Source organism: Ruminococcus flavefaciens (genome assembly GCF_900143025.1).
GTDB classification, from domain to species: Bacteria; Bacillota; Clostridia; order Oscillospirales; family Ruminococcaceae; genus Ruminococcus; species Ruminococcus flavefaciens_I.
In genome coordinates, this window is record NZ_FRCT01000001.1 from 1 (window position 1) to 20,959 (window position 20,959).

The following is a 20,959-nucleotide window of genomic DNA, read 5'->3' on the forward strand; positions in this document are numbered from 1 at the left end:
GGGTGTGCCCTATCTGAGAAAAAATAAAACTGAAAGTTTTAGGGAGAGAGTTTGAGAGAAGCCCCTTTTTCAAAAGGGGTTCTCTCAATAATTAGTGTAAAATTTCTATATGGGTATCGAGGTTAAGTATACCAGCATTTTTATTGTTACTCTGATTTTTCAATAAGAGCTTTTCTCATAAGGATAAGGTCAAAGACATCGAAGCTTTCATCGTCATTGAAGTCACCGACCTCCCAGTTTCCGAGAAGGACATCAACACTATTTATCATCCACTTCTGTGCGGTCAGAAGATCAGCAATATCAAAATCTCCGTCGTTATTGACATCGCCCCTGACATACTTTTCATTAGGCAGATTATACAGCAAATTTATATTCCCCTGGCTGACAGGTAATCCATCTAAAAAGTCTACACTCATATCCTCTTCGCAGAAGCGATCAAAATCAGGGCTTTGCTGCATATAATTGAGCACAGCGGCAACTCTGTCGGTATATTTATTGTAACACCTTGAAATAGGCGTTATTATACATTCATAATACCTCTCATATATGCCGTCGTTACTTTCAAGAGTCTTTCCTTTTACAGTGAAAAGGGTCTCAGGTACACCGTAATATCCTGATATTTTTCCAAGATCAGCCTCATATACAGTAAACTGACCGTCATCATTAAACACATCATAGGAGGAAAAGATATTATCAGGCTTTAATATCAACACCGGGAAACGCCCTTTCTCCAATGAATCCGCAACGCTTTCCGAAGTCCATATTTTTGAAGCTTCTATTTTCTTCTCCTTGAATACGTCTGAGATATTCCCCTCTTTTGTCATTTTGAAGATATCATTGTAGGAAAATTCTGCTTTCCATTTTTCTGTTACCTCTTCCGGAATATCCATAGGTTCAGCAGGAACAGCCGCATTTACTGTTGATGCTGCCATAGACGCAAAAATAAATGATGACATCATCATTGACATTATCTTCTTTTTCATGGCAATCTATCCCTTTCAAAAAATAATATAGCATTTTATGCTATTGACTATATTATACAATAGTTATCAGTGATTGTCAATAAAAAGATATACATTTTATACTAACATTATTCAATTGTCAGCATAACAGGACAGTGATCGCTTCCCATTATATCCGTAAGTATCTCGGAATTTTTCACGCGCTCCATAAATCTGTCCGATACAACGAAATAGTCTATACGCCAGCCTGCGTTCTTTTCACGAGCCTTGAAGCGGTACGACCACCACGAATAAGTAACAGTATCAGGATATAGCTTTCTGAATGTATCCGTAAAGCCTGCACTGAGAAGCTCCGTGAACTTGCCGCGCTCCTCGTCGGAGAAGCCTGCATTTCCGCGGTTTGTCTTAGGATTTTTCAGGTCTATCTCCTCATGTGCAACATTCAGGTCGCCGCAGTACACTACAGGCTTTTTCTTGTCAAGTTCTGAGAGATAAGCCCTCATATCGTCCTCAAACTCCATACGGTAGTCTATGCGCTTCAGCCCGTCCTGAGCGTTTGGAACATAGCAGCATACGAAGTAAAAGTCCTCATACTCGCAGGTGATTACACGACCCTCGTCCATATGAGTGCCGTTTATGCCGTATGTAACGGATAAAGGCTCGGTCTTGCTGAATACAGCCGTACCCGAATAGCCTTTCTTTACTGCGCTGTGAAAATATATATGATAGCCCTCGGGCTTAAAGTCTGCCTGATCGGGCTGCATTTTTGTTTCCTGCAAGCAGAAAATATCAGCGTCCGCAGCCTTGAAGAAGTCCTCAAATCCCTTTTGCAGACAAGCACGAAAGCCGTTGACGTTCCATGATATGAGCTTCATTGTAATACCTCCTAAAAAACATCTCCGCAGCCATACCGACTGCGGAGACTTTCTTTTATTATAGCATATAAGTTAAGCAAAAGCAAGAGACGCGGATTTAAAAGGGTGCAGCGTCACGCTGCTTATATCATGTTATTACGGATAAATCAACGTTTAATATCCGTTTATTATAATTTGTCTGAGAGTGTTAAGATCGCTATCCGAGAAATCTCTGTAATAACTGTCATGGCTCTCGTTCTCTGTACCGTAATGCTTTTCGATGAGTACCGAATTATCACCCCACTCAGGTTTGTTTTTGCTTTCATCATCGGGAACATATATCACGAATTCATATTTTTCTGTTTCAATTATGATAGTGCAGTATCCATTCATATGTCTGTCGCCATGCTTTGAACCTGACTTGAATTCGCTTCCGTGCAACAGCCAAAAATCCTCATCGCCGCCATCTTTATCAAGCCCCTTGAACAATTCAAGTATATTATATCCATGCAAATTTTTCGTATAGTTATCTCTAATTACCTGTATATCCATATCGCTGGTTATACTGCCGATAAGCTCGGGATACAGGCTGTTTTCGGGGAGCTGATAATCTCTTTTGTTATCCTCATAGTTTATCTCTTCAAATATCTTAGAAATATCGACCATTTCAAAGCTATCGGAATTGAATACATAATTTTCAAGTCTGAATGAGTAGCCATTACTTTCACTTGAAATCAGCTGACCGCCCTCTGTAAGCACGATAGTCTTATTTATCTCATCGTAACCCTCACCTTGTCTGCCTGAAATATTATATTCTGTTTTTCCTCCGCCAATATCTCTTGACTCGATATTATATTCAGGATCTCCTGCCCATACAGGCCCAAGCATCTGTTCAATGCCCTTGCTTGCATAAACATAATGTGCAGGAGAACGAGGTATCATAGGAGATGTTATGCAGTAAACATATGAACGATAAACCTCACCTGTAGCCTTGTCGATGACTCTGTATGCGGAATGGTCCTCGCCGTTCATTATTGTTTCAATAGTTACTTCTTTGCCGTCAAAAGTTCCTTCGCCATTCATATACATCTTATGGTTTTTAGCATCATAATAAAGATGTCCTCTCAATGAACAGTCGCCTGAGCGTCCGTCATTGCCGTCACAAACAAAATCAGCTTCAAGATTATCGTAGTTATCTATGCCCATACGGAGCTTTTCAGCAAGCTGTGAACCCTCGGTCATAGTAATGTATTTATCTACTATAGGACGTATTTTATCTTTATCTCTTTCGTTCTTTAATTTATAACACCGTAATTTACTATCGTAACCTGTATTTTCGCATAAGTATCCGTTTTCTGATATAGAATAGCTGCTTGCTAAATCCCAGATCTGACATACGGTTGTATAATCAAGATTATCTGTATCTATATAGACATTATTTTCAGCTTCCGTCCTTAAACAGGTCACCCATTCAAACGAAGCCAATTCATTTATAAAGCTCTCAGGCTCGTTTACATTGTAGTAACGATAGATAGTACCGTAATACTGTCCGCCCTGAGGGATACCCTTTGTACCGTCCCATGTAGTTGCCTTAGGCTCATCTATGACAGGCTTTAATACCTCTCTGATCTCTTCACTTGTTGCATCTCGTGATTCTGCATCATATCCGAGTACAGACTTTACCGCATCTACAAGTTTTTCTTTTTCAATTTCATTTTTTAGCTTGTAACAGCCATATGGATCAGGGTCGTCTTCTACTGCCATAAGATATCCCCATTCTGAAACTCTGATACCCTTATCACCTATATCGTAACAGTTATTATATTCAAATTCACTTTCTTTTATCTTTACCCATTCAAATTGCATCAAAGAATTTGTAAGAGCTTCTTTATCTGTTATGGAATATTCACTTACCTCTGATTCGTTGTATCCTAACCACGGATAAGCGATCACACTGTTATCGCTGTTTTCAAGATGCCTGCTAACAAAGCTAAGTATCTCATCTCCTGAAGTCTTGCACATAGCTTCTACAGTTTCACTGTCAACATCTCTGAGCATCTTGTCAAACAGCTTTTCAAATACGTCCTTGCCGTAATAATAGCACTCTTTATTCTGAGCAGAATATACTCCATTTCCGTTTTCGTCTGTTTCCTGCCAGAAGCCGTATCCGTTCTCACGCAGAGAAAAATCATAATGCTTTTCGCTCTTGCTGTCACTGAATGAAAAGCGTACACTCCTGAAAGCATTCGGACAATCATCGACTTTTTTTACTCCCTCGATACCGTCTAAGAAATCAAACAGTCTATAGTTGCTTGATTCTTTTACAAGGACATTAGCTCCTGCCGAATAATTCCAAACATATTCGTCCATATCGAATATATCTTTATTTGCCTTTACCTTCTCATAAATAGATTCACTTTCATTTTCTTCGTTTACAACGGGCTTATCATTCTTCATCTTATTGAAATAATAAGCACCGCCGCCAACAGCTCCGCCCACAAGCACAAAAGCTGCTGCAATAGCTGCAAATCTGCCCCAGTTACGCTGAGGAGCAACATCTGTTCCGCTAACGCTGTCCGCATATTCTGTTTCTGTTATCATTACAGGTTCAGAGCTGAGTTTTTCCTGCATACGCTTGCGGAAATCATCGCTGCACTTTATCTTTTTAAGAAGGTCATCGTATTCATTAGGTCTCATAAACATAACCCTCCTTTTCAAGTTCTGTTTTAAGCTTCTTTCTTCCGCGCTGTAAAAGTGAGCTTACCGTGTTTTCATTTTTCCCTATGACAGAAGCTATCTCCCTGATATTATACTCCTCAAAATAATACAGGTATATCACGGTAGCATATTTCTCGGGAAGCTTTTCTATCTTATCTCTTATCTCGTTATCTCTCTCCGTAAATTCACAGCTGAGAGTATTTTCGAGAGTTTCGTCAAGAGGAGAATTTTTAGTTATACGTGAGCTCTTCTTGTAATTTTTACAGCGGTTTATGGCTGACCTTAAAAGCCATGCCTTCATGTGTTCTTCATTTTCAAAATTCTGTGGTTTTGCATGAAGCGTCAGAAAAACTTCCTGTGTTATGTCCTCTGCTTCATGGTAGCTTCCAATAATAGCGAATGCCATTCTCAGAACGGTATCGCCGTATTTATTGAACGCATACAACGCTGAATTATCATTCATAGAACTTCCTCCTTTCTATCAGAAGCGTCGCTTCATAGATATATACAATCCTGAAAATATTTTCCGTGCAATATCCGAAAAAAATTTTGAAAACACATAAACAGCAAAGCTCACTGAGAAAAGTCAGTGAGCCTTATCTGATATATAAGCTTTTGAATTATCAATGGTTTCCCGTTGAAAAAAGCTGTTTTTTCCCTTTATGGGAGATGCATAAAACAGACTCCAAGAAGGTATAACAGCATGGGCGGATATGATGATCCGCCCGCATTATACAATAATTATCAGAGCTCCAGCATTGCCAGGATTTCTTCCTTAGGCTGAAGTCCTACAGATGTCTTTACCAGCTTGCCGTCCTTTACTACTGCAAGCATAGGTATGCTCTCTACTCTGAAAGCTGATGCAAGCTCGGGCTGCTCGTCAACATTGACTTTACCCACTTTTACCTTGTCCTTGTACTCGTCAGCTAACTGCTCGATTATCGGACTAAGTGCCATGCAGGGTCCGCACCACATTGCCCAGAAATCGAGAAGAACAGGAGTTTCTGTGTGCTGAAGCACTTCTCTCTGAAAATTTTCCTTTGTGATCTTTACCTCGTACATATTTTACCTCCTAAAACAGTATTAATCCTCCAATGACTTATAATAGAGCATACAATGACAGAAGCCCTCAAAATTCGGGTCTGCTATCTGGTCGCGGAACTCCTTGCACATACACTTGTTTTCGGGAGTTTTTGCCAGTCGGCAAGGACAATAGCCGTCCTTCATTTTAAGTCCCTCTTTAATTCTGTCAACAACTTCTTTGTCGGGATTGAGTGTTACTTTCATATTCAGTCCCTCCTCTTTTTTTTATTTCATAAGCTCCTCTGCAAGAGCATCTATCTGCTCGATATTTGCAGCCTTTACAGCTGACTTGATAGATACTGTAGTATCTGTCCATGTGATGTTCTTTGACTTCTCAAACATAGCCTTTACAGTCTTAGCAGCAAGAGGAGCCCAGCTTCCGTTTTCAATGATACCGATAGTACGGTTCTGATAATTTCTCTCAGTAAGGTCGAGAATAAAGTGCTTCATAAACGGGAAGATATCAGCATTATAGGTAGTTGTTGCGATAACGAGCTTTCCGTAGCGGAATGCGTCCTCAACAGACTCAGCCATATCCTCTCTTGCGAGGTCAGCTATAGCGACCTTCGGGCAGCCCTTTGCTTCAAGCTTTTCCTTGAGAAGCTCAGCAGCCTTCTTTGTATTGCCGTAAACAGAAGTATAAGCAATGAATACGCCCTCAGACTCCACACCATAGCTTGACCATGTGTTGTAAAGTCCAAGATAGTAGCCGAGGTTCTCCTTGAGTACAGGTCCGTGAAGCGGGCATATTGTCTGTATATCAAGTGCAGCTGCCTTTTTAAGTACGCCCTGTACCTGCATACCGTACTTGCCTACGATACCGAAGTAATAACGGCGAGCCTCACAAGCCCAGTCCTCCTCAACATCAAGTGCGCCGAATTTACCGAAAGCGTCAGCAGAGAAAAGAACCTTGTCTGTGCTGTCGTATGTGAACATTACCTCAGGCCAGTGTACCATAGGAGCAAATACGAATGAAAGCTCATGCTTGCCGAGAGAAAGCTTCTCACCTTCCTTGACTTCGAGCTTGTTTGCAATTGCAAGTCCCTCGAAGAAATTATCAATCATGCCGAAGGTCTTGGCATTTCCAACGATAACAGCATCAGGATACTTTTCAATAAAGCTCTTGATGTTTGCTGAGTGATCGGGCTCCATATGCTGAACTATAAGATAATCGGGAGTGCGGTCACCAAGTACCTCAGCGATATTGCCGAGCCACTGCTCTGTGAAATTGCCGTCAACTGTATCGAATACAGCTGTTTTATCATCAACTATTATATATGAATTATAAGCCATTCCGTTAGGAACGTCATACTGTCCCTCAAAGAGGTCGATATCGTGGTCGTTTACACCGATATAGTAAATGTCATTGGTTATTTTATTCATTGGAAATTACCTCTTTTCAATTATTTACGGATATTCCGTATTACTTATTAAGTATAACATAAATATGCATTAATGAAAAGTGGCATTTGCAACAAATTTAAAGTTTTTTCTTTTATTATGCCGCATTATGTTGTAAAAATTCATGTACAGAAATGATTATAAATGATTATTCTGCGCATAATAATATCAGAACGATATTCAAGCAAAGGAGCAATTTCATGTTAAACTTTCTATTCGGCAGTATGTGTGGCGGAGTGTTGGGCGTTATAACAATGTGTCTCTGTACAGCGGCAAAGTGGGGCGACGAGCATATAGACAGCCGTTAGCCATTTGCCCTTAGCCTGTAGGAAATGATACCTGCATCGCCCCGTGTTATTTCATTATATTTAACGTTACGCACCTACTACGACTTTGATTATTGTTATGTAAAATACGGGACGTCGAGGACGCCGTCCCCTACACATTGGTTCATGTTACAATAAACATATTGCCGTAAGCGATATGCGAGTTACATTTTTTATCAGAGTGAACGAGTCTACAAGTTACAACGTGGAAGGGTGCAGCGTAACGATGCAAAAAGGGCGGCAAACGCCGCCCTTCTACTTTCTATTTTATACTCACTTCTTCTCAGGAACCTTGATGATATCCTTTCTCATGTAAGGCTGGAGTGCCTTTGGAATACGGATAGAACCGTCTTCGTTAAGGTTGTTCTCAAGGAATGCGATAAGCATTCTAGGAGGAGCAACAACTGTATTATTAAGTGTATGTGCGAAATACTTGCTTCCATCAGCAGCCTTGACTCTGATGCCGAGACGTCTTGCCTGTGCATCGCCAAGATTAGAACAGCTTCCTACCTCGAAGTACTTCTTCTGACGAGGTGACCATGCTTCAACGTCAATAGATTTAACTTTAAGATCTGCAAGGTCGCCTGAGCAACATTCAAGTGTACGTACAGGGATATCGAGTGTGCGGAAGAATTCAACTGTATAGCTGTAGAGCTTGTGGAACCAGTCCATAGACTCCTCAGGCTTACATACAACGACCATTTCCTGCTTCTCAAACTGGTGGATACGGTAAACACCGCGCTCCTCGATACCGTGAGCACCTACCTCCTTACGGAAGCATGGTGAATAGCTTGTGAGAGTCTTTGGAAGCTCTTCCTCGGGAACGATAGTATCAATAAACTTACCTATCATAGAGTGCTCGGAAGTACCGATAAGGTAAAGATCCTCGCCTTCTATCTTATACATCATGCCTTCCATTTCTGCAAAGCTCATAACGCCTGTAACAACGTTGCTTCTTATCATAAATGGAGGAATGTAATATGTGAAGCCCTTGTCTATCATAAAGTCTCTTGCATAAGAGAGTATGCAGCTCTGGAGCTGTGCGATATCGCCGCAAAGGTAGTAGAAACCGTTACCGCTTGTCTTACGTGCGCTGTCTATGTCGATACCGTTTACCTTTTCCATAATATCTACATGGTAAGGCACTTCAAATGCAGGAACAGCAGGCTCGCCAAATCTCTCGACCTCAACATTCTCTGTATCGTCCTTGCCTATCGGTACTGACTCGTCGATAATATTAGGGATAACCAGCATTATCTCGCGAATATCAGCTTCAAGCTTAACCTCCAGCTGCTCCTTTTCTTCGAGCTCCTTACCGAGAGCAGAAACCTCAGCCTTTACCTTTTCAGCCTCGTCCTTCTGACCGTTCTTCATAAGTCCGCCGATCTCTTTGCTCTTTACGTTTCTTGTGTTTCTGAGGTTATCGCAGGCGAGCTTAGTCTCTCTGTACTGCTTGTCAAGTTCAATTACCTTGTCAACGAGTTCAAGCTTGTCGTCCTGAAACTTCTTCTTGATGTTTTCCTTTACAAGCTCAGGATTTGTTCTGATAAGTTTAATATCTATCATATTTATTCTTCTCCTTAGTCCTCTTTGGCAAGCTTTTCAGCTAATGCCGCAAGGTCATTTTTGTCGTAAAATTCAAGTATAAGAGCACCCTTGTTCTTGCCGTAATCTACCTTGACCTTTCTGCCAAGACGCTCTTTAAGGGAAAGCTCCATTTCGACAAAGTAATTGTCGATCTTTTTATTTGATCTCTCATTTGAGATATCTTCGTTATGCTCTGCGGACTTCTGTGCAGCCTTTTCCACCTGTCTTACCGTGAGACCTCCGTCAGCAGCTCTGAGAGCTGTTGCAATAAGCATTTCTTCATCTTCAAAGCCTAATAGTGCCCTTGCGTGACCTGCTGATATCTCGCCGTTTTCAAGCATTTTCAGCACTCTTTCGGGAAGCGCAAGTATTCTCACAGCATTAGCAACTGCGGAACGTGACCTGCCCACCATTTTAGCAACCTTTTCCTGTGTCATGCCGAACTTTTCTATAAGCTCGTTATAGCCGGCGGCTTCTTCAACAGGATTAAGGTTCTCACGCTGAAGATTTTCGATAATAGCTATCTGCATGGTCTCAAGGTCGGAAAGCTCCTTGATATTTACAGGTACTTCATCTAGACCTGCCATTCTTGCCGCACGCCATCTTCTTTCACCTGCAACTATCTGATAGCCGCCAGTGCTTATGGGGCGGACGAGAATAGGCTGTAACATTCCGTGCTCACGGATAGAGTCTGCAAGAGCGGTTATTGCCTCATCGCTGAACGCCTTTCTGGGCTGATCGCGGTTCGGCTCTATTTCAGAGATACGGAGAGTCTTTTTGACCTGTATATCATTGGTGTTATCAATGAAAAGTGCATCAAGTCCTCCACCTGCACCTAAACCACCTTTTGCCATAGTTCAAACCTTATTCGTCAAGACGAACTTTTTCCTTTCTTATGTTTTTTGAAAGAGAAGATCTTTTTCTTTTTCGGCAGTTCCAGAGGTTCACCGAGAAGCTCATGGCAAACAAGCTCATAGGCTTCTGCACCCTTTGAAGTCTTATCATAGTACATAACAGGCTTTCCGTGGCTGGGAGCTTCTGAAATGCGGACATTTCTCGGCACCTTTGTCTTGAACACCTTATCAGGGAAGTACTTCTCGACTTCCGTTACAACATCATTGGCTACATTAAGTCTGCCGTCAAACATCGTAAATAAGATGCCCTCTATTTCCAGCGCAGGATTATAATTATTTTTAACTATTTTTATAGTATTTACCAGCTGTGATAAACCTTCAAGAGCGTAAAACTCTGCAAGCATAGGGACAATAATACTGTCGCAGGCAACGATACCGTTTATAGTTATCGTACCGAGTGCAGGAGGACAATCTATAAAAATGTAGTCATATTCGTCTTTACAGGTGAGTATCTGCATTTTGAGTCTGTTGACTCTGTTCTCATATTCTGCAAGCTCAATTTCACAGCCTGCAAGAGCTTCTGTAGCAGGTACAATAGATACATTTTCAAACTCAGTAGCAATTACAGCTTCCTGAATACGTGTCTTACCCGTTATAACATCATAGGTTGAAGAACTTACAGACTTTTTCTTTATGCCAAAGCCTGTAGTTGTATTACCCTGTGGATCAGAGTCGATACATAGTATCTTAAAACCGCGTGAACCGAGATATGCTGCGATATTTATAACAGTTGTAGACTTTCCAACGCCGCCCTTCTGATTGGCAACAGCTATGATCTTGCCCATATTATCTTCCTTTCAAGTTTACTTCTATTATTATATCACTTTTTAACTTCAATGTAAATATGAAACATTAATTTTTTTCAAAAATTGTTTCACATGAAACAATTTCAGCATATTTGACATATAAATGTTTCACGTGAAACAATAAAAAACACATGAAACAATGTAAAAATGTTTCATGTGAAACAAAATATCATATTTTCTTCTGAATTGGAATTCTAACACGATATTCAATATAATCTTCATTCTGTATTTTACGCGAGTCAGCAGATATTCCAGCTGCCTGCATAGTTTCGACTGCCTTATTTATGGTGTTAACAAACATCTTCACATTCTGAAAAACAACCGATCTTTTCTTATAGCTCACCTTATTTCTTTGACTGCCGATAAATTCATCAATCAAGTGCTCAGAACGTTCAACATTCAGGTTATTTTTTATGATCTTTTCAAGTATAAAAATCCTGTCATCAGGGCTGCCAAGTCTGAGCAGGGAACGGGCATGACGTTCGGTAAGTCCGTAATGGATTATCAGTTCACGCTCCTTTTCGGTAAGTCTTAGCAAGCGGAGTTTATTTGCAATTGTACTCTGAGCTCGTCCAAGCTTAGCAGCGGCGTCCTCCTGAGTCATTCCGTAATGAGTGATAAGCTTCTCAATTGCAGCAGCCTCCTCAAAAAAAGATAGATCCTGACGCTGGATATTCTCAACAAGAGCAAGCACTGCCGAATGTCTGTCACTTACCTCGTGAACAATGCATGGTACAGCTTCAAAGCCGCACATTTTTGCCGCTCTGAGACGGCGTTCACCTGCAATAAGCTCATATCTTCCATCTTTCTTTCTCACAGAAAGAGGCTGTAATATTCCATTCTGAGCAATAGACTCCGCAAGAGCCGTAATATCCTCGTTAAAATCTGTACGGGGCTGGTAGGGGTTAGGGATAATATCGCTGATATTTATCTCAACCACCTTATTTATAAGCTTTTCCTTAGTAAAATTCAAAAAACCTGCCATAAAAATACCTCCTTTGGTGATAAAACAATTTTAGCACTATCGGGAAATATTTACCATACAAAAAAACCGCCGTTTTTCAAACAAACAGCGGTTTATATGACAAAATAATTGCTTTTTAAAGACTTTTTTTCTTGAGCTGACTGCTATTTCGCGGATATTTTGGCGGAGTTTGCGATATTTTCTTAACTACGACTATTCTGCGGCTTTCATCAAAAAGGTCATAATCAATGGTATTCTCAAATACACCGCCAAGAACCTCAACTGCATTCTTACCCAGTGATATATTCTCACTTGGTCCCTTCATGGCAATAAAACTGCCGCCGACCTTAACAAAGGGGATACAAAGCTCACTTAAAAGCGACATATTTGCAACCGCTCTTGCACATGAAAAATCAAACTTTTCTCTGTACTCAGGCATTTTTGAAACATTTTCAGCTCTTTCGTGTATGAACTCCGCATCGATTTCGAGCTTATCACAAAGCTGTTTAAGAAAATCAATTCTTTTATTAAGGCTGTCAAGAAGGGTAAGTTTAATATCAGATCTGAATATTTTCAGAGGAACTGAAGGAAAGCCCGCACCTGTACCAACATCAATCAAGGTGGAATTTTCAGGGATATCTACATATTTTGAAAGCAGTACTGAGTCAATAAAGTGTTTGCGAAGTACCTCATGGGGCTCAGTTATAGCTGTCAGATTAACATTCTCATTATATTTTACGAGAAAATCAGCATAAATAGCAAGCTTACGGTATAAATTCTCAGTCAGTTCGACACCAAAAGCAGAAAATTCAGAGCAACATAGTTCAAAATCAGGAAGCATATCATTCTCCCTTCTCATGCATGAGCCATACGGCAAGCATAGAAATATCCGCAGGAGAAACTCCCGAAATACGAGATGCCTGACCGACTGACAGAGGCTTTATTTTGTTCAATTTCTCAATTGCTTCAAGTCTGAGACCGTAAATCTGGCTATAATCCAGATCTTTTGGAAGTTTTTTTGACTCCATTTTACGCATCTGTTCGATCTGAACAAGCTGCTTTTGAATATAGCCTTCGTACTTTATCTGGAGCTCCACCTGCTCACAAACCTCCCAGGGAAGTTGTGGACGATCATCATCAATGAAAGCAAGATCGTTATAACTGATCTGCGGACGGCGAATAAGATCAGCCATCTTACAGCCTGTAGTCATTGGCGAAGTGCCTTTTTCTTCAAGAAAACTATTAAGTTCATCGGAAGGGGATACATTAAGCTTTGAAACTCTTTCTATCTCCTCAGCTGTCAGACGCTCTTTCTCGAGCAATTTTTCGTATCTTTCAAGTGAAATAAGACCGATTTTATGCCCAATCGGCGTCAATCTCTGATCGGCGTTGTCCTGACGAAGAATAAGTCGGTACTCACTTCGTGAAGTCATCATTCTGTAAGGATCGGAACAACCCTTTGTAACAAGGTCATCGACCAAAGTACCGATGTATGAGCTTGCTCGGTCAAGTATCATAGGCTCTTTACCCTTGATTTTCAGAGCTGCATTGATTCCAGCAACAAGTCCTTGTGCGCCTGCCTCCTCATAGCCGGAACTGCCGTTAAACTGTCCTGCGCCATAAAGTCCCTCAATGTTCTTGAATTCGAGGGTAGGGAGGAGCTGATTCGGATTACAACAGTCATATTCTATCGCGTAAGCCGGTCTCATTATCTCAACGTCTTCAAGTCCGTCTATTGTTCTTAGAAATGCAAGCTGTACGTCCTCCGGCAGCGATGATGACATTCCCTGTAAATAGTACTCATCTGTTGTAAGTCCCATGGGCTCTACAAAAAGCTGATGTCTTGGTTTATCAGAAAATCTCACAATCTTGTCCTCGATTGACGGACAGTATCTTGGTCCTACACCTTCTATTCTACCCGAGTATAATGGTGATCTGTCAAGGTTTGCGAGTATAACTTCATGCGTTTTACTGTTGGTATATGTAACATAACAGCTCACTTTGTTTTCAAGATGCTCTGTATCAGTTTCAAATGAAAACGGCACTATATTTTCGTCGCCGTCCTGTCTTTCCATTATATCAAAATTAATACTTCTCTTGTTCACACGACATGGAGTACCCGTCTTAAATCTGCGAAGCTCAACTCCGTTTTCAATAAGACTTTTCGATAAAAATTTACTTGGAAGTGCAGCATCAGGACCGCTTTCATATGAAACTTCACCGATGTGAATTTTACCTTTAAGATATGTACCTGTAGCAATTACGACTGCTTTAACTTTATATTCAGCACCGAGTGAAGTTTTTACACCTGTGATTTTTCCATCCTCAACAACGATCTCAGAAATTTCAGCCTGCTTAACATAAAGATTTTTTGTTTTTTCGCATACATTTTTCATGTACTCATGGTACTTGACACGGTCCTCCTGAGCTCTCAAACTATGAACAGCAGGACCTTTTCCTCGGTTAAGCATACGGCTCTGGATAAAGCATTTATCGGCAGCTTTGCCCATTTCTCCGCCTAAAGCGTCTATTTCACGTACAAGATGGCCCTTTGCAGTTCCTCCTATTGACGGATTGCAAGGCATATTAGCAATCTGATCCAACGATATTGTAAACATAACTGTCTTGCAGCCAAGTCTTGCAGAAGCGAGTGCAGCCTCAACACCTGCATGACCTGCACCAACAATGGCAACATCAAATTCGCCCATTTCGTAATTCAAAAATACCCCTCCTTCATTGTTTCACATGAAACATTATTTTCCAACACAGAAGCGAGAGAACACTTCGTCAACAACTGTGTCCGTAACTTTTTCACCTGTAAGCTGTAACAGCGACTGTTCAGCCTCATCTATTAGAATATTAACAGCGTCCAGCATTTCACCGATTTCAAGTGATGAAATGGCACTTTCAATACTTTCAAGTGCCTTGTCGATACAATATTTCTGACGCTCATTTGCTACTGTTGCCGTATCAAAATCAGCTTCATTAAGCTTAAAAATCTCCTCAATATGCTTGTGAAGCTCCTCAACTCCCGTGTTTTCTTTAGCCGAAATATATACAATATGTTTAATCTGCTGTTCCAGCAGGGCAGTATCAAGGAGTTGTTCCACATCACTTTTATTAATTACAGCAACTGTTTTATCTTTATTAATTTTATTAATTAAATATAAATCGTCCGCCGTGAGAGGACAACTTCCGTCAAAAACAGCAATTATCAATTCCGATAATGCGATCATTTTTTCAGCCATATCCACACCGATACCCTCAATGATATCGTCTGTTTCATGGATACCGGCTGTATCGGAAAGCCTTAGAGTGATATCGCCGATGCGAACGGACTCCTCAATAATATCACGAGTCGTACCTGCAATTTCAGTAACAATACTTCTCTCGCAGCCGCTAAGGCAGTTAAAAAGAGTAGACTTGCCAACGTTTGGTCTGCCGATGATAGCAGTTGAAACACCCTCCCTGAGGATACGGCCGCTGTCGTAATTCTGTACCAGAGACCTGAGGTCATCGCGCACCTGCGTAAGCTCCTCTGTAAGAGTCTCAGGCCGTACCTCCGGGATATCTTCCTCGGGATAATCAGCCCAGGCAGCAAGGTCTCCGAGAATTTTCATAAGCTTTTTCGAGCACTTCTCAGCCTTTTTAAAAGCCGCACCTTCACGGAGGTTTTCTGCCATTTTAAGTTCGCGTTCACCCTTTGCGGAAATAATATCCATAACTGCTTCAGCCTGTGTCAGGTCAAGCTTTCCGTTGAGGTAAGCCCTCTTTGTGAATTCTCCTGCCTCTGCGTTTTCAGCACCGTTTCCGAGAGCTGCACGAAGCACCTTTCTTGTTACGTAGAGACCTCCGTGGCATGAAAGCTCCACAACGTCCTCACCAGTATAGCTGTGAGGAGCACGGAACACTGTCAGGATACAGTCATCAAGTCTTTCACCGCCGTCGTGAGCGATACCGTATACACAGGTATAGCCTGCCATATCAGATACCTTTTTATCGCCGTAAGGGGAGAATATCCTTTCCGCAACGCCTATAGCATCGTCACCCGAGATACGTATGACGGAAATTCCGCCTATAGCATTCGGAGTTGAAATAGCTGCTATGGTCGACATTTTATCACTCCTAAAAAAACAACGGCATTAAGCCGTTGTTTCAGATATTTTAATCAAAGCTCTATCTTACCGTAAAGACCGCCCTGGATCTCGTCCTCAGGCTTTGGTCTCTTGTAGTCCTTCTCAAAGCTTGTTGAGAGGTCAACGCTTCTGCGCTCCATGCTAACCTCTCTGTCGCGGTTTCTTCTCTCTCCGCCGCGTCTGTTGTCATTTCTTCTGCCGCCGTCGCGTCTGTTGTTATCGCGTCTGCCGCCGCCTCTTCTTGGGTTGTTTGAAGAAATGATTATCTTTCTGTAAGGCTCTTCACCGACTGAACGTGATGAAACGCCTTCTATATTTGATATAGCTGAGTGGATAACTCTTCTCTCGTAAGGATTCATTGGCTCGAGAGGCTGTGAACGACCTGTTCTGAGAACAGACTTTGCAACCTTTGCAGCCAGCTGCTCAAGAGTTTCCTTTCTCTTGCTTCTGTAGCCGAGACAGTCAATAGTGATTCTGTAGTAATCCTTGTCGCCCTTGTTAGCGATGATAGAGCAAAGGTACTGGATAGCGTCGAGAGTCTCGCCGCGTCTGCCGATGATAGTACCGTTGTTGCTGCTCTCGATATTGAGTACAGCACCTGTTTCGTTCTGATAAATCTTATATTCAGCCTCGATATCCATAGCGCGTAAAATGCTTGTGATATAATCTCTTGCAAGCTTTACCTTTGGATTAACAAGAGCCTCGTCCTCAATAAGAGTGAAGTTATCAAGTGAATAAGCTTCCTCTGATTCTTCGGGGATATTTTCCTCAGCTGCAGCAGCCTTTGGCTCTTCAGCCTTAACAGCAGTTGTTTCTGTAGTAACAACAGGCTTTTCAGCAGCAGTCTTTACAACAGGCTCTTCCTTTGGTGCAGGAGCAGTTGTAACAGGAGCCTTTGGAGCTTCAACAGGAGCAGCAGCCTTAGGAGCTGCGGACTGTGATGCATTTTCTATAACAGTAGCCTTTACCTTAGCTTCTTTTGAACCGAGTCCGAAAAGCCCCTTCTTACCTTCGTCGATGATCTCAAACTTGATCTCACTGATCCTTTTTCCGAATTTCTTTGCTGCGAGTTCCTTTGCCTCGTCAACAGATCTTGCTGTGAATATTTCAGTCATACATTACCTCCCTGAGGAAATCAATCCTCATCATCGTTATCGTCATAAGAATCACCGTACTTTTCAGCCATACGTCTTCTTGCTTCCTTGAGCTTGTCTCTGTTCTGCTTATTCTGCTCTGAACGTGAAACGCCGTTAGCCTTGCCTGATGAAGAACCGCCGTTGTTCTGCTGTTCAAGGGCAGCCTGCTGTTCCATCATCTTCTGCATGAAGGTTTTCTTATTCGGATGTTTTTCTGCGTAAATTCGTGCTTTTTCCTTTTCTTGCTCATTTATTACCTTAATGCGCTCGGGAGTAAAGTAGCAGTTAAGTGCAAAGGTTATAATGAATGAGAAGATAGATGACCATATCCAGTAGAAGCCGACACCTGCAGGGACCTGAAATGCGAACCAGATAGAAAGGATAGGGAAAAAGTAAGTCATGAATGTAAGACAGCCGCCTCCCGGCTGTGAAGCAGGATTTACCTTTTTCTGATGCATCTGGCTGTAAACAGATACGAGAAGCTGTGAAAGACCTGCAAGGAAAGGTATAGCACAGAGTACGATAGCCTCCTTAGTCCAGCTTTCAGGGTGAAGTGTAGGTGTTCTTCCAAGGTTTGCGCCAAAGATAGTGAACTGATCGGTAAATTCAGTAACTTTAGAAAGGAACTTTTCAGGGAGAGAGGAATACTTATCAGCATTGTCTCTCAAATGCTCCATAGTTATAAGCTCACATCTGAGGTTGCTCTTATCAGCACCTGCGATACCGCAAGCCTGATTGATAACGTTCTTGGATATATCAAGGATATGGGTTATAGGCTTATAAATAACGTCGATAACGCCAAAGAGAAGGAACATCTGTATAAACATAGGCAGACATGAACCCATAGGGTTTACGCCCTCCTGCTGATACAGCTTCTGCTGTTCTTCCTGAAGTCTCTGCGGGTTATTGGCGAAGCTTTTCTTCAGCTTTTCCAGCTTCGGATTGAGAAGCTGCATTCTTGCCGAGCTCTTCTGTGTCTTGTAATTGACAGGGAAGAGCAGTATCTTTGTGATTACCGTAAACAGAATAATAGCTACGGCATAATTATTGCATAACGAGTAAATAAGTCTCATCAGATAGCCGAAAGGCACACCGATAATATCATAAAGTGCGTTCAATATTCATCCCTCTTAAATCGTTTTGTTATCATCTTCACTGTAATCGGGATCAACATAATCGTATTTCCTGACCCTGAAGGTGAATTTTTCGGGAACATAGTCTATGCCGCCCATTGACCATGGGTTGCAGCGGAGTATCCTCCACACGGCAAGAGCTGAGCCCCTTATTGCGCCGAAACGCTCAACTGCTTTCAAGGCGTAAGTGCTGCAGGTAGGGTAATACTTGCATTTAGGGGGAAAAAGCGGGGATATAAATTTCCTGTAGAACTTTATAAGACCCAGAACCAGATATTTCATACACGCTTATTCTTGTTATCGAAGCTCCTGAACATCTTCTTAATGTCATTTACTCCGTACTTGTCCATATAGCCGCAGTATTCCTGTGATTTTATGCCGCATATAGCAGCTCTTGCAACTATGACGATATCCATGCCTACAGGCAGCTCTACCTCAGCATTGCGGTAGGCAAGACGGATAAGTCTTTTTGCTCTGTTTCGGCAGACAGCATTGCCGACCTTTTTACCCGCTGTTATGCCGAGGCGGTTAAAAGGCCTGCCATTTGGTCTGACATAGATGACCGAATATTTTGAAGCGGCGTACCTGCCCTTCTTATACAGGGCGAGGAAGTCCTTGTTATCGTTCAGTATTTCCGTATAAAGCATAATTGCACCTTGCACATAGCCGTCCTAACAAAAAAGACCACAAAATAAAGATTTTGTGGTCAGCCTCGTCAGTGAGTTAATCTTGCTCTGCCCTTAGATCTTCTACGAGCTAAAACCTTTCTGCCGTTCTTAGTAGACATTCTCTTCATGAAGCCATGCTCCTTCTTTCTGTGGAGCTTCTTAGGCTGATATGTTCTCTTCATATTCAGTGTCCTCCTCTCTTCCGATTGTAAACAAGAGCCGAAAAACAGCTCTGGATAACATTATTTTAGGGCGCAGGGACACTTTCCCCTGCATTACACTAAATCATTATATATTAAAAAGCTCTTTATGTCAAGCAAATCATGAAATTTTTTTATACGCATCTGCATTTTCTGTTTTTTTAACAATATATCTTAAACGAAAAGCCTTGAAATTTCAATACTTTGTCCAATTTCACAGCTAAAGAGGATACAAGGCAGAATATGTTGAAACTTTTGAAAATAATAGGTAAAAAACTTATTCACTCACCTGTTTCAACATTTTCACACTCGAAAAACAGAGTTTTTCCATGTTTTTTTGTGTTGATTTGAAGGCATTTCAACACAGTTTTCAACAATATGTCAATTTGTGTGTGGAAAGATGAGTCATTTTCTAATTGTTTAACATGAATTTTACTTGCATTTCAACATTGTTTATGGTATAATGGTCTTATATATTAATATAGGAGAGTATCGATTTTTTTCTCCCAATCAAACTTACATATATTCGGAGGTTTTTATGAATTCATTTGACGAGGTTTTTGAGAAAGTAAAGAGCTACTGCCTTGAAAACGGAAAAATACCTGATATCGGTATGAAAACTTGGATAGATCCGCTTGTTCCTTTAAAGCTTGAGGGAACTGACGCTATTTTCAGTGTGCAGACAGACTTCCAGAAGAATATTGTAATGCAGACATACGTAACTGTTCTGAAGGAAGCTTTCCTCAACGTTGTAGGCCTTGATGTCAACATCGTTATCAATGTTGAATCCGAAGAACCCGAAACAATAAAGGTGCCTACAGACGCAGAGCTTGAGCAGAAGCACGCAGAGCTTGAACAGTCATACAAATTTGCAAACTATGACTATACCTTTGATACATTCATCGAGGGCCGTTCAAATGAATTTGCACTTGCCTGCAGTAAATCCGTAGCCAAAAACTGCGGCTCAAAGGCTGTTCCCGATTATAATCCGCTGTTTATCTACGGTCCTTCGGGAATGGGCAAGACTCACCTTATCACAGCTATCGCCAACGAGGTAAGAAAAAATCACCCCGACTTCAATATCGTTTACGTTACAAGCGAGACCTTCGGAAGCGACCTTGTAAACGCACTCAACAAGAGCTCTATATCCGATTTCCACGATAAATACAGAAATGCGGATATACTCCTCATCGATGATATCCAGTTTTTCTCGGGAAGAGAGCGTATGCAGGAAGAGTTCTTCCACACCTTCTATAAGCTTCACCAGGAAGGTAAACAGATCGTTATCACATCTGATAAGCCGCCTAAGGAGCTCCTCACTCTTGAAGAGCGTCTGCGCACACGTTTCGAGGGCGGTCTTATCGCTGATATCTCAGCTCCTGACTATGAGACAAGACTTGCCATCATCAACAGAAAATCCGAGCTTTTAGAGCTCAAAATGCCAAGCGAGGTAGCTGAATTCATGGCAAACCGCCTGAAATCAAATATCCGTCAGCTCGAAGGCGCAGTTGTACGCCTTAAAGCTCTCAACCACTTCGCAGGCAGCCCTATAACAATTTCTATGGCTCAGAGCGTTATCCGCGATGTGCTCACAGATGAACAGCCTATACCGATAACTGTTGAAAAGATCATCTCAGAGGTATCCACAGTATACGGCGTATCTCCCGATGATCTCCGTTCAAGCAAGCGTTCCGCACAGATATCAACAGCACGTAAGGTAGCTATATATGTTGTCCGCGAGATCACACAGATGCCTCTCGCATCTATCGGTACAGAATTCGGCGGAAGAGACCATTCTACTATAGTTTACTCTGTTACAAGCGTTACAGAATCTATGGAAAAAGACTCTAATCTCAAGAACCTTGTAAACGATATCATCAAAAATATCAAGGACAAGAGCAAGGTCTGATAAACATAAAGTGAACGTTTAAAGTGTTGAATAAAGTTTATTCCACATAGTTTTCAACACTGTGTTAAAAACTATGCTCAAAACTTTTTGATATAATTTTTCCCGACACAAAAATGTATTTCATGCATTTCATATCTTACCTGTCGGATATCATTTCAACAC

The 20,959-nt window shown here is 41.5% G+C and carries 21 protein-coding genes; 2 read left to right on the top strand and 19 right to left on the bottom strand.

Features of this window, described 5'->3' with window-relative positions; genetic code table 11:
• Window positions 1–146: 146 nt before the first annotated feature.
• The 7 genes from BUB28_RS00005 to BUB28_RS00035 form a co-directional block, all read right to left on the bottom strand.
• Window positions 147–983, bottom strand: coding sequence for a dockerin type I repeat-containing protein (locus BUB28_RS00005; protein WP_072947564.1), 837 nt, complete (start codon window positions 981–983; stop codon window positions 147–149).
• A 107-nt stretch (window positions 984–1,090) separates the two neighbouring features.
• Window positions 1,091–1,837, bottom strand: a complete 747-nt coding sequence (locus BUB28_RS00010) for an exodeoxyribonuclease III (protein ID WP_072947566.1) — start codon at window positions 1,835–1,837, stop codon at window positions 1,091–1,093.
• 153 nt (window positions 1,838–1,990) lie between these two features.
• Window positions 1,991–4,513 (bottom strand): hypothetical protein, encoded by a 2,523-nt coding sequence (locus tag BUB28_RS00015; RefSeq protein WP_072947568.1) that lies wholly within the window; start codon window positions 4,511–4,513, stop codon window positions 1,991–1,993.
• Window positions 4,503–4,997 carry an RNA polymerase sigma factor gene (locus tag BUB28_RS00020; RefSeq protein WP_072947569.1) on the bottom strand — a complete coding sequence of 165 codons (495 nt, stop codon included), beginning with the start codon at window positions 4,995–4,997 and terminating at the stop codon, window positions 4,503–4,505. The genes BUB28_RS00015 and BUB28_RS00020 overlap by 11 nt, the downstream gene beginning before the upstream one ends.
• A gap of 281 nt (window positions 4,998–5,278) precedes the next feature.
• Window positions 5,279–5,596 (bottom strand): thioredoxin, encoded by a 318-nt coding sequence (gene trxA, locus BUB28_RS00025; protein ID WP_072947571.1) that lies wholly within the window; start codon window positions 5,594–5,596, stop codon window positions 5,279–5,281.
• Window positions 5,597–5,617: 21 nt separating this feature from the next.
• On the bottom strand, window positions 5,618–5,821 hold the full coding sequence (locus BUB28_RS00030) for a ferredoxin-thioredoxin reductase catalytic domain-containing protein (RefSeq protein WP_072947572.1): 204 nt from the start codon (window positions 5,819–5,821) through the stop codon (window positions 5,618–5,620).
• A gap of 21 nt (window positions 5,822–5,842) precedes the next feature.
• Window positions 5,843–7,000, bottom strand: coding sequence for an FprA family A-type flavoprotein (locus tag BUB28_RS00035; protein ID WP_072947574.1), 1,158 nt, complete (start codon window positions 6,998–7,000; stop codon window positions 5,843–5,845).
• A 218-nt stretch (window positions 7,001–7,218) separates the two neighbouring features.
• On the opposite strand from BUB28_RS00035, the gene BUB28_RS00040 reads away from it, so the two are divergent.
• Entirely contained in the window at window positions 7,219–7,326 is a 108-nt protein-coding gene (locus BUB28_RS00040) for a DUF3789 domain-containing protein (protein ID WP_072947576.1), read from the top strand.
• Between the two features lie 291 nt (window positions 7,327–7,617).
• On the opposite strand, the gene serS is transcribed toward BUB28_RS00040, so the two are convergent.
• From serS to rpmH, 12 genes are all read right to left on the bottom strand, one after another.
• A complete protein-coding gene (serS, locus tag BUB28_RS00045) occupies window positions 7,618–8,910 on the bottom strand; it encodes a serine--tRNA ligase (protein ID WP_072947577.1) in 1,293 nt (430 codons plus the stop codon).
• Between the two features lie 14 nt (window positions 8,911–8,924).
• A complete protein-coding gene (locus BUB28_RS00050; RefSeq protein ID WP_072947579.1) occupies window positions 8,925–9,785 on the bottom strand; it encodes a ParB/RepB/Spo0J family partition protein in 861 nt (286 codons plus the stop codon).
• 17 nt (window positions 9,786–9,802) lie between these two features.
• Window positions 9,803–10,630, bottom strand: coding sequence for a ParA family protein (locus tag BUB28_RS00055; RefSeq protein ID WP_072947581.1), 828 nt, complete (start codon window positions 10,628–10,630; stop codon window positions 9,803–9,805).
• Between the two features lie 190 nt (window positions 10,631–10,820).
• Window positions 10,821–11,636, bottom strand: coding sequence for a ParB/RepB/Spo0J family partition protein (locus BUB28_RS00060; protein ID WP_072947583.1), 816 nt, complete (start codon window positions 11,634–11,636; stop codon window positions 10,821–10,823).
• Between the two features lie 115 nt (window positions 11,637–11,751).
• Window positions 11,752–12,456 carry a 16S rRNA (guanine(527)-N(7))-methyltransferase RsmG gene (gene rsmG, locus BUB28_RS00065; RefSeq protein WP_072947584.1) on the bottom strand — a complete coding sequence of 235 codons (705 nt, stop codon included), beginning with the start codon at window positions 12,454–12,456 and terminating at the stop codon, window positions 11,752–11,754.
• 1 nt (window position 12,457) lies between these two features.
• On the bottom strand, window positions 12,458–14,335 hold the full coding sequence (gene mnmG / locus BUB28_RS00070) for a tRNA uridine-5-carboxymethylaminomethyl(34) synthesis enzyme MnmG (protein WP_175547776.1): 1,878 nt from the start codon (window positions 14,333–14,335) through the stop codon (window positions 12,458–12,460).
• A 33-nt stretch (window positions 14,336–14,368) separates the two neighbouring features.
• Window positions 14,369–15,730 carry a tRNA uridine-5-carboxymethylaminomethyl(34) synthesis GTPase MnmE gene (gene mnmE, locus BUB28_RS00075; RefSeq protein WP_072947586.1) on the bottom strand — a complete coding sequence of 454 codons (1,362 nt, stop codon included), beginning with the start codon at window positions 15,728–15,730 and terminating at the stop codon, window positions 14,369–14,371.
• 53 nt (window positions 15,731–15,783) lie between these two features.
• A complete protein-coding gene (gene jag / locus BUB28_RS00080; protein ID WP_072947588.1) occupies window positions 15,784–16,866 on the bottom strand; it encodes an RNA-binding cell elongation regulator Jag/EloR in 1,083 nt (360 codons plus the stop codon).
• A 20-nt stretch (window positions 16,867–16,886) separates the two neighbouring features.
• Window positions 16,887–18,005, bottom strand: coding sequence for a YidC/Oxa1 family membrane protein insertase (locus BUB28_RS00085; protein ID WP_072947589.1), 1,119 nt, complete (start codon window positions 18,003–18,005; stop codon window positions 16,887–16,889).
• A 12-nt stretch (window positions 18,006–18,017) separates the two neighbouring features.
• On the bottom strand, window positions 18,018–18,302 hold the full coding sequence (gene yidD / locus BUB28_RS00090) for a membrane protein insertion efficiency factor YidD (RefSeq protein WP_072947591.1): 285 nt from the start codon (window positions 18,300–18,302) through the stop codon (window positions 18,018–18,020).
• Window positions 18,299–18,667 (bottom strand): ribonuclease P protein component, encoded by a 369-nt coding sequence (gene rnpA / locus BUB28_RS00095; RefSeq protein WP_072947592.1) that lies wholly within the window; start codon window positions 18,665–18,667, stop codon window positions 18,299–18,301. Before rnpA ends, yidD begins: the two co-directional genes overlap by 4 nt.
• A 68-nt stretch (window positions 18,668–18,735) precedes the next feature.
• A complete protein-coding gene (gene rpmH / locus BUB28_RS00100; RefSeq protein WP_028517572.1) occupies window positions 18,736–18,870 on the bottom strand; it encodes a 50S ribosomal protein L34 in 135 nt (44 codons plus the stop codon).
• 556 nt (window positions 18,871–19,426) lie between these two features.
• Between rpmH and dnaA the strand changes: the two genes are divergently transcribed.
• Entirely contained in the window at window positions 19,427–20,797 is a 1,371-nt protein-coding gene (gene dnaA, locus BUB28_RS00105; protein ID WP_072947594.1) for a chromosomal replication initiator protein DnaA, read from the top strand.
• Window positions 20,798–20,959: the final 162 nt, after the last annotated feature.

What these genes read in the sequence shown, in the direction of transcription:
- BUB28_RS00050 (WP_072947579.1), bottom strand. Translation starts at nt 9,785, where the DNA reads ATGGCAAAAGGTGGTTTAGGTGCAGGTGGAGGACTTGATGCACTTTTC.
- BUB28_RS00020 (WP_072947569.1), bottom strand. Translation starts at nt 4,997, where the DNA reads ATGAATGATAATTCAGCGTTGTATGCGTTCAATAAATACGGCGATACC.
- rpmH (WP_028517572.1), bottom strand. Translation starts at nt 18,870, where the DNA reads ATGAAGAGAACATATCAGCCTAAGAAGCTCCACAGAAAGAAGGAGCAT.
- BUB28_RS00030 (WP_072947572.1), bottom strand. Translation starts at nt 5,821, where the DNA reads ATGAAAGTAACACTCAATCCCGACAAAGAAGTTGTTGACAGAATTAAA.
- BUB28_RS00040 (WP_072947576.1), top strand. Translation starts at nt 7,219, where the DNA reads ATGTTAAACTTTCTATTCGGCAGTATGTGTGGCGGAGTGTTGGGCGTT.
- BUB28_RS00015 (WP_072947568.1), bottom strand. Translation starts at nt 4,513, where the DNA reads ATGAGACCTAATGAATACGATGACCTTCTTAAAAAGATAAAGTGCAGC.
- serS (WP_072947577.1), bottom strand. Translation starts at nt 8,910, where the DNA reads ATGATAGATATTAAACTTATCAGAACAAATCCTGAGCTTGTAAAGGAA.
- BUB28_RS00055 (WP_072947581.1), bottom strand. Translation starts at nt 10,630, where the DNA reads ATGGGCAAGATCATAGCTGTTGCCAATCAGAAGGGCGGCGTTGGAAAG.
- BUB28_RS00005 (WP_072947564.1), bottom strand. Translation starts at nt 983, where the DNA reads ATGAAAAAGAAGATAATGTCAATGATGATGTCATCATTTATTTTTGCG.
- dnaA (WP_072947594.1), top strand. Translation starts at nt 19,427, where the DNA reads ATGAATTCATTTGACGAGGTTTTTGAGAAAGTAAAGAGCTACTGCCTT.
- BUB28_RS00035 (WP_072947574.1), bottom strand. Translation starts at nt 7,000, where the DNA reads ATGAATAAAATAACCAATGACATTTACTATATCGGTGTAAACGACCAC.
- BUB28_RS00060 (WP_072947583.1), bottom strand. Translation starts at nt 11,636, where the DNA reads ATGGCAGGTTTTTTGAATTTTACTAAGGAAAAGCTTATAAATAAGGTG.
- jag (WP_072947588.1), bottom strand. Translation starts at nt 16,866, where the DNA reads ATGACTGAAATATTCACAGCAAGATCTGTTGACGAGGCAAAGGAACTC.
- rnpA (WP_072947592.1), bottom strand. Translation starts at nt 18,667, where the DNA reads ATGCTTTATACGGAAATACTGAACGATAACAAGGACTTCCTCGCCCTG.
- rsmG (WP_072947584.1), bottom strand. Translation starts at nt 12,456, where the DNA reads ATGCTTCCTGATTTTGAACTATGTTGCTCTGAATTTTCTGCTTTTGGT.
- yidD (WP_072947591.1), bottom strand. Translation starts at nt 18,302, where the DNA reads ATGAAATATCTGGTTCTGGGTCTTATAAAGTTCTACAGGAAATTTATA.
- BUB28_RS00010 (WP_072947566.1), bottom strand. Translation starts at nt 1,837, where the DNA reads ATGAAGCTCATATCATGGAACGTCAACGGCTTTCGTGCTTGTCTGCAA.
- trxA (WP_072947571.1), bottom strand. Translation starts at nt 5,596, where the DNA reads ATGTACGAGGTAAAGATCACAAAGGAAAATTTTCAGAGAGAAGTGCTT.
- mnmE (WP_072947586.1), bottom strand. Translation starts at nt 15,730, where the DNA reads ATGTCGACCATAGCAGCTATTTCAACTCCGAATGCTATAGGCGGAATT.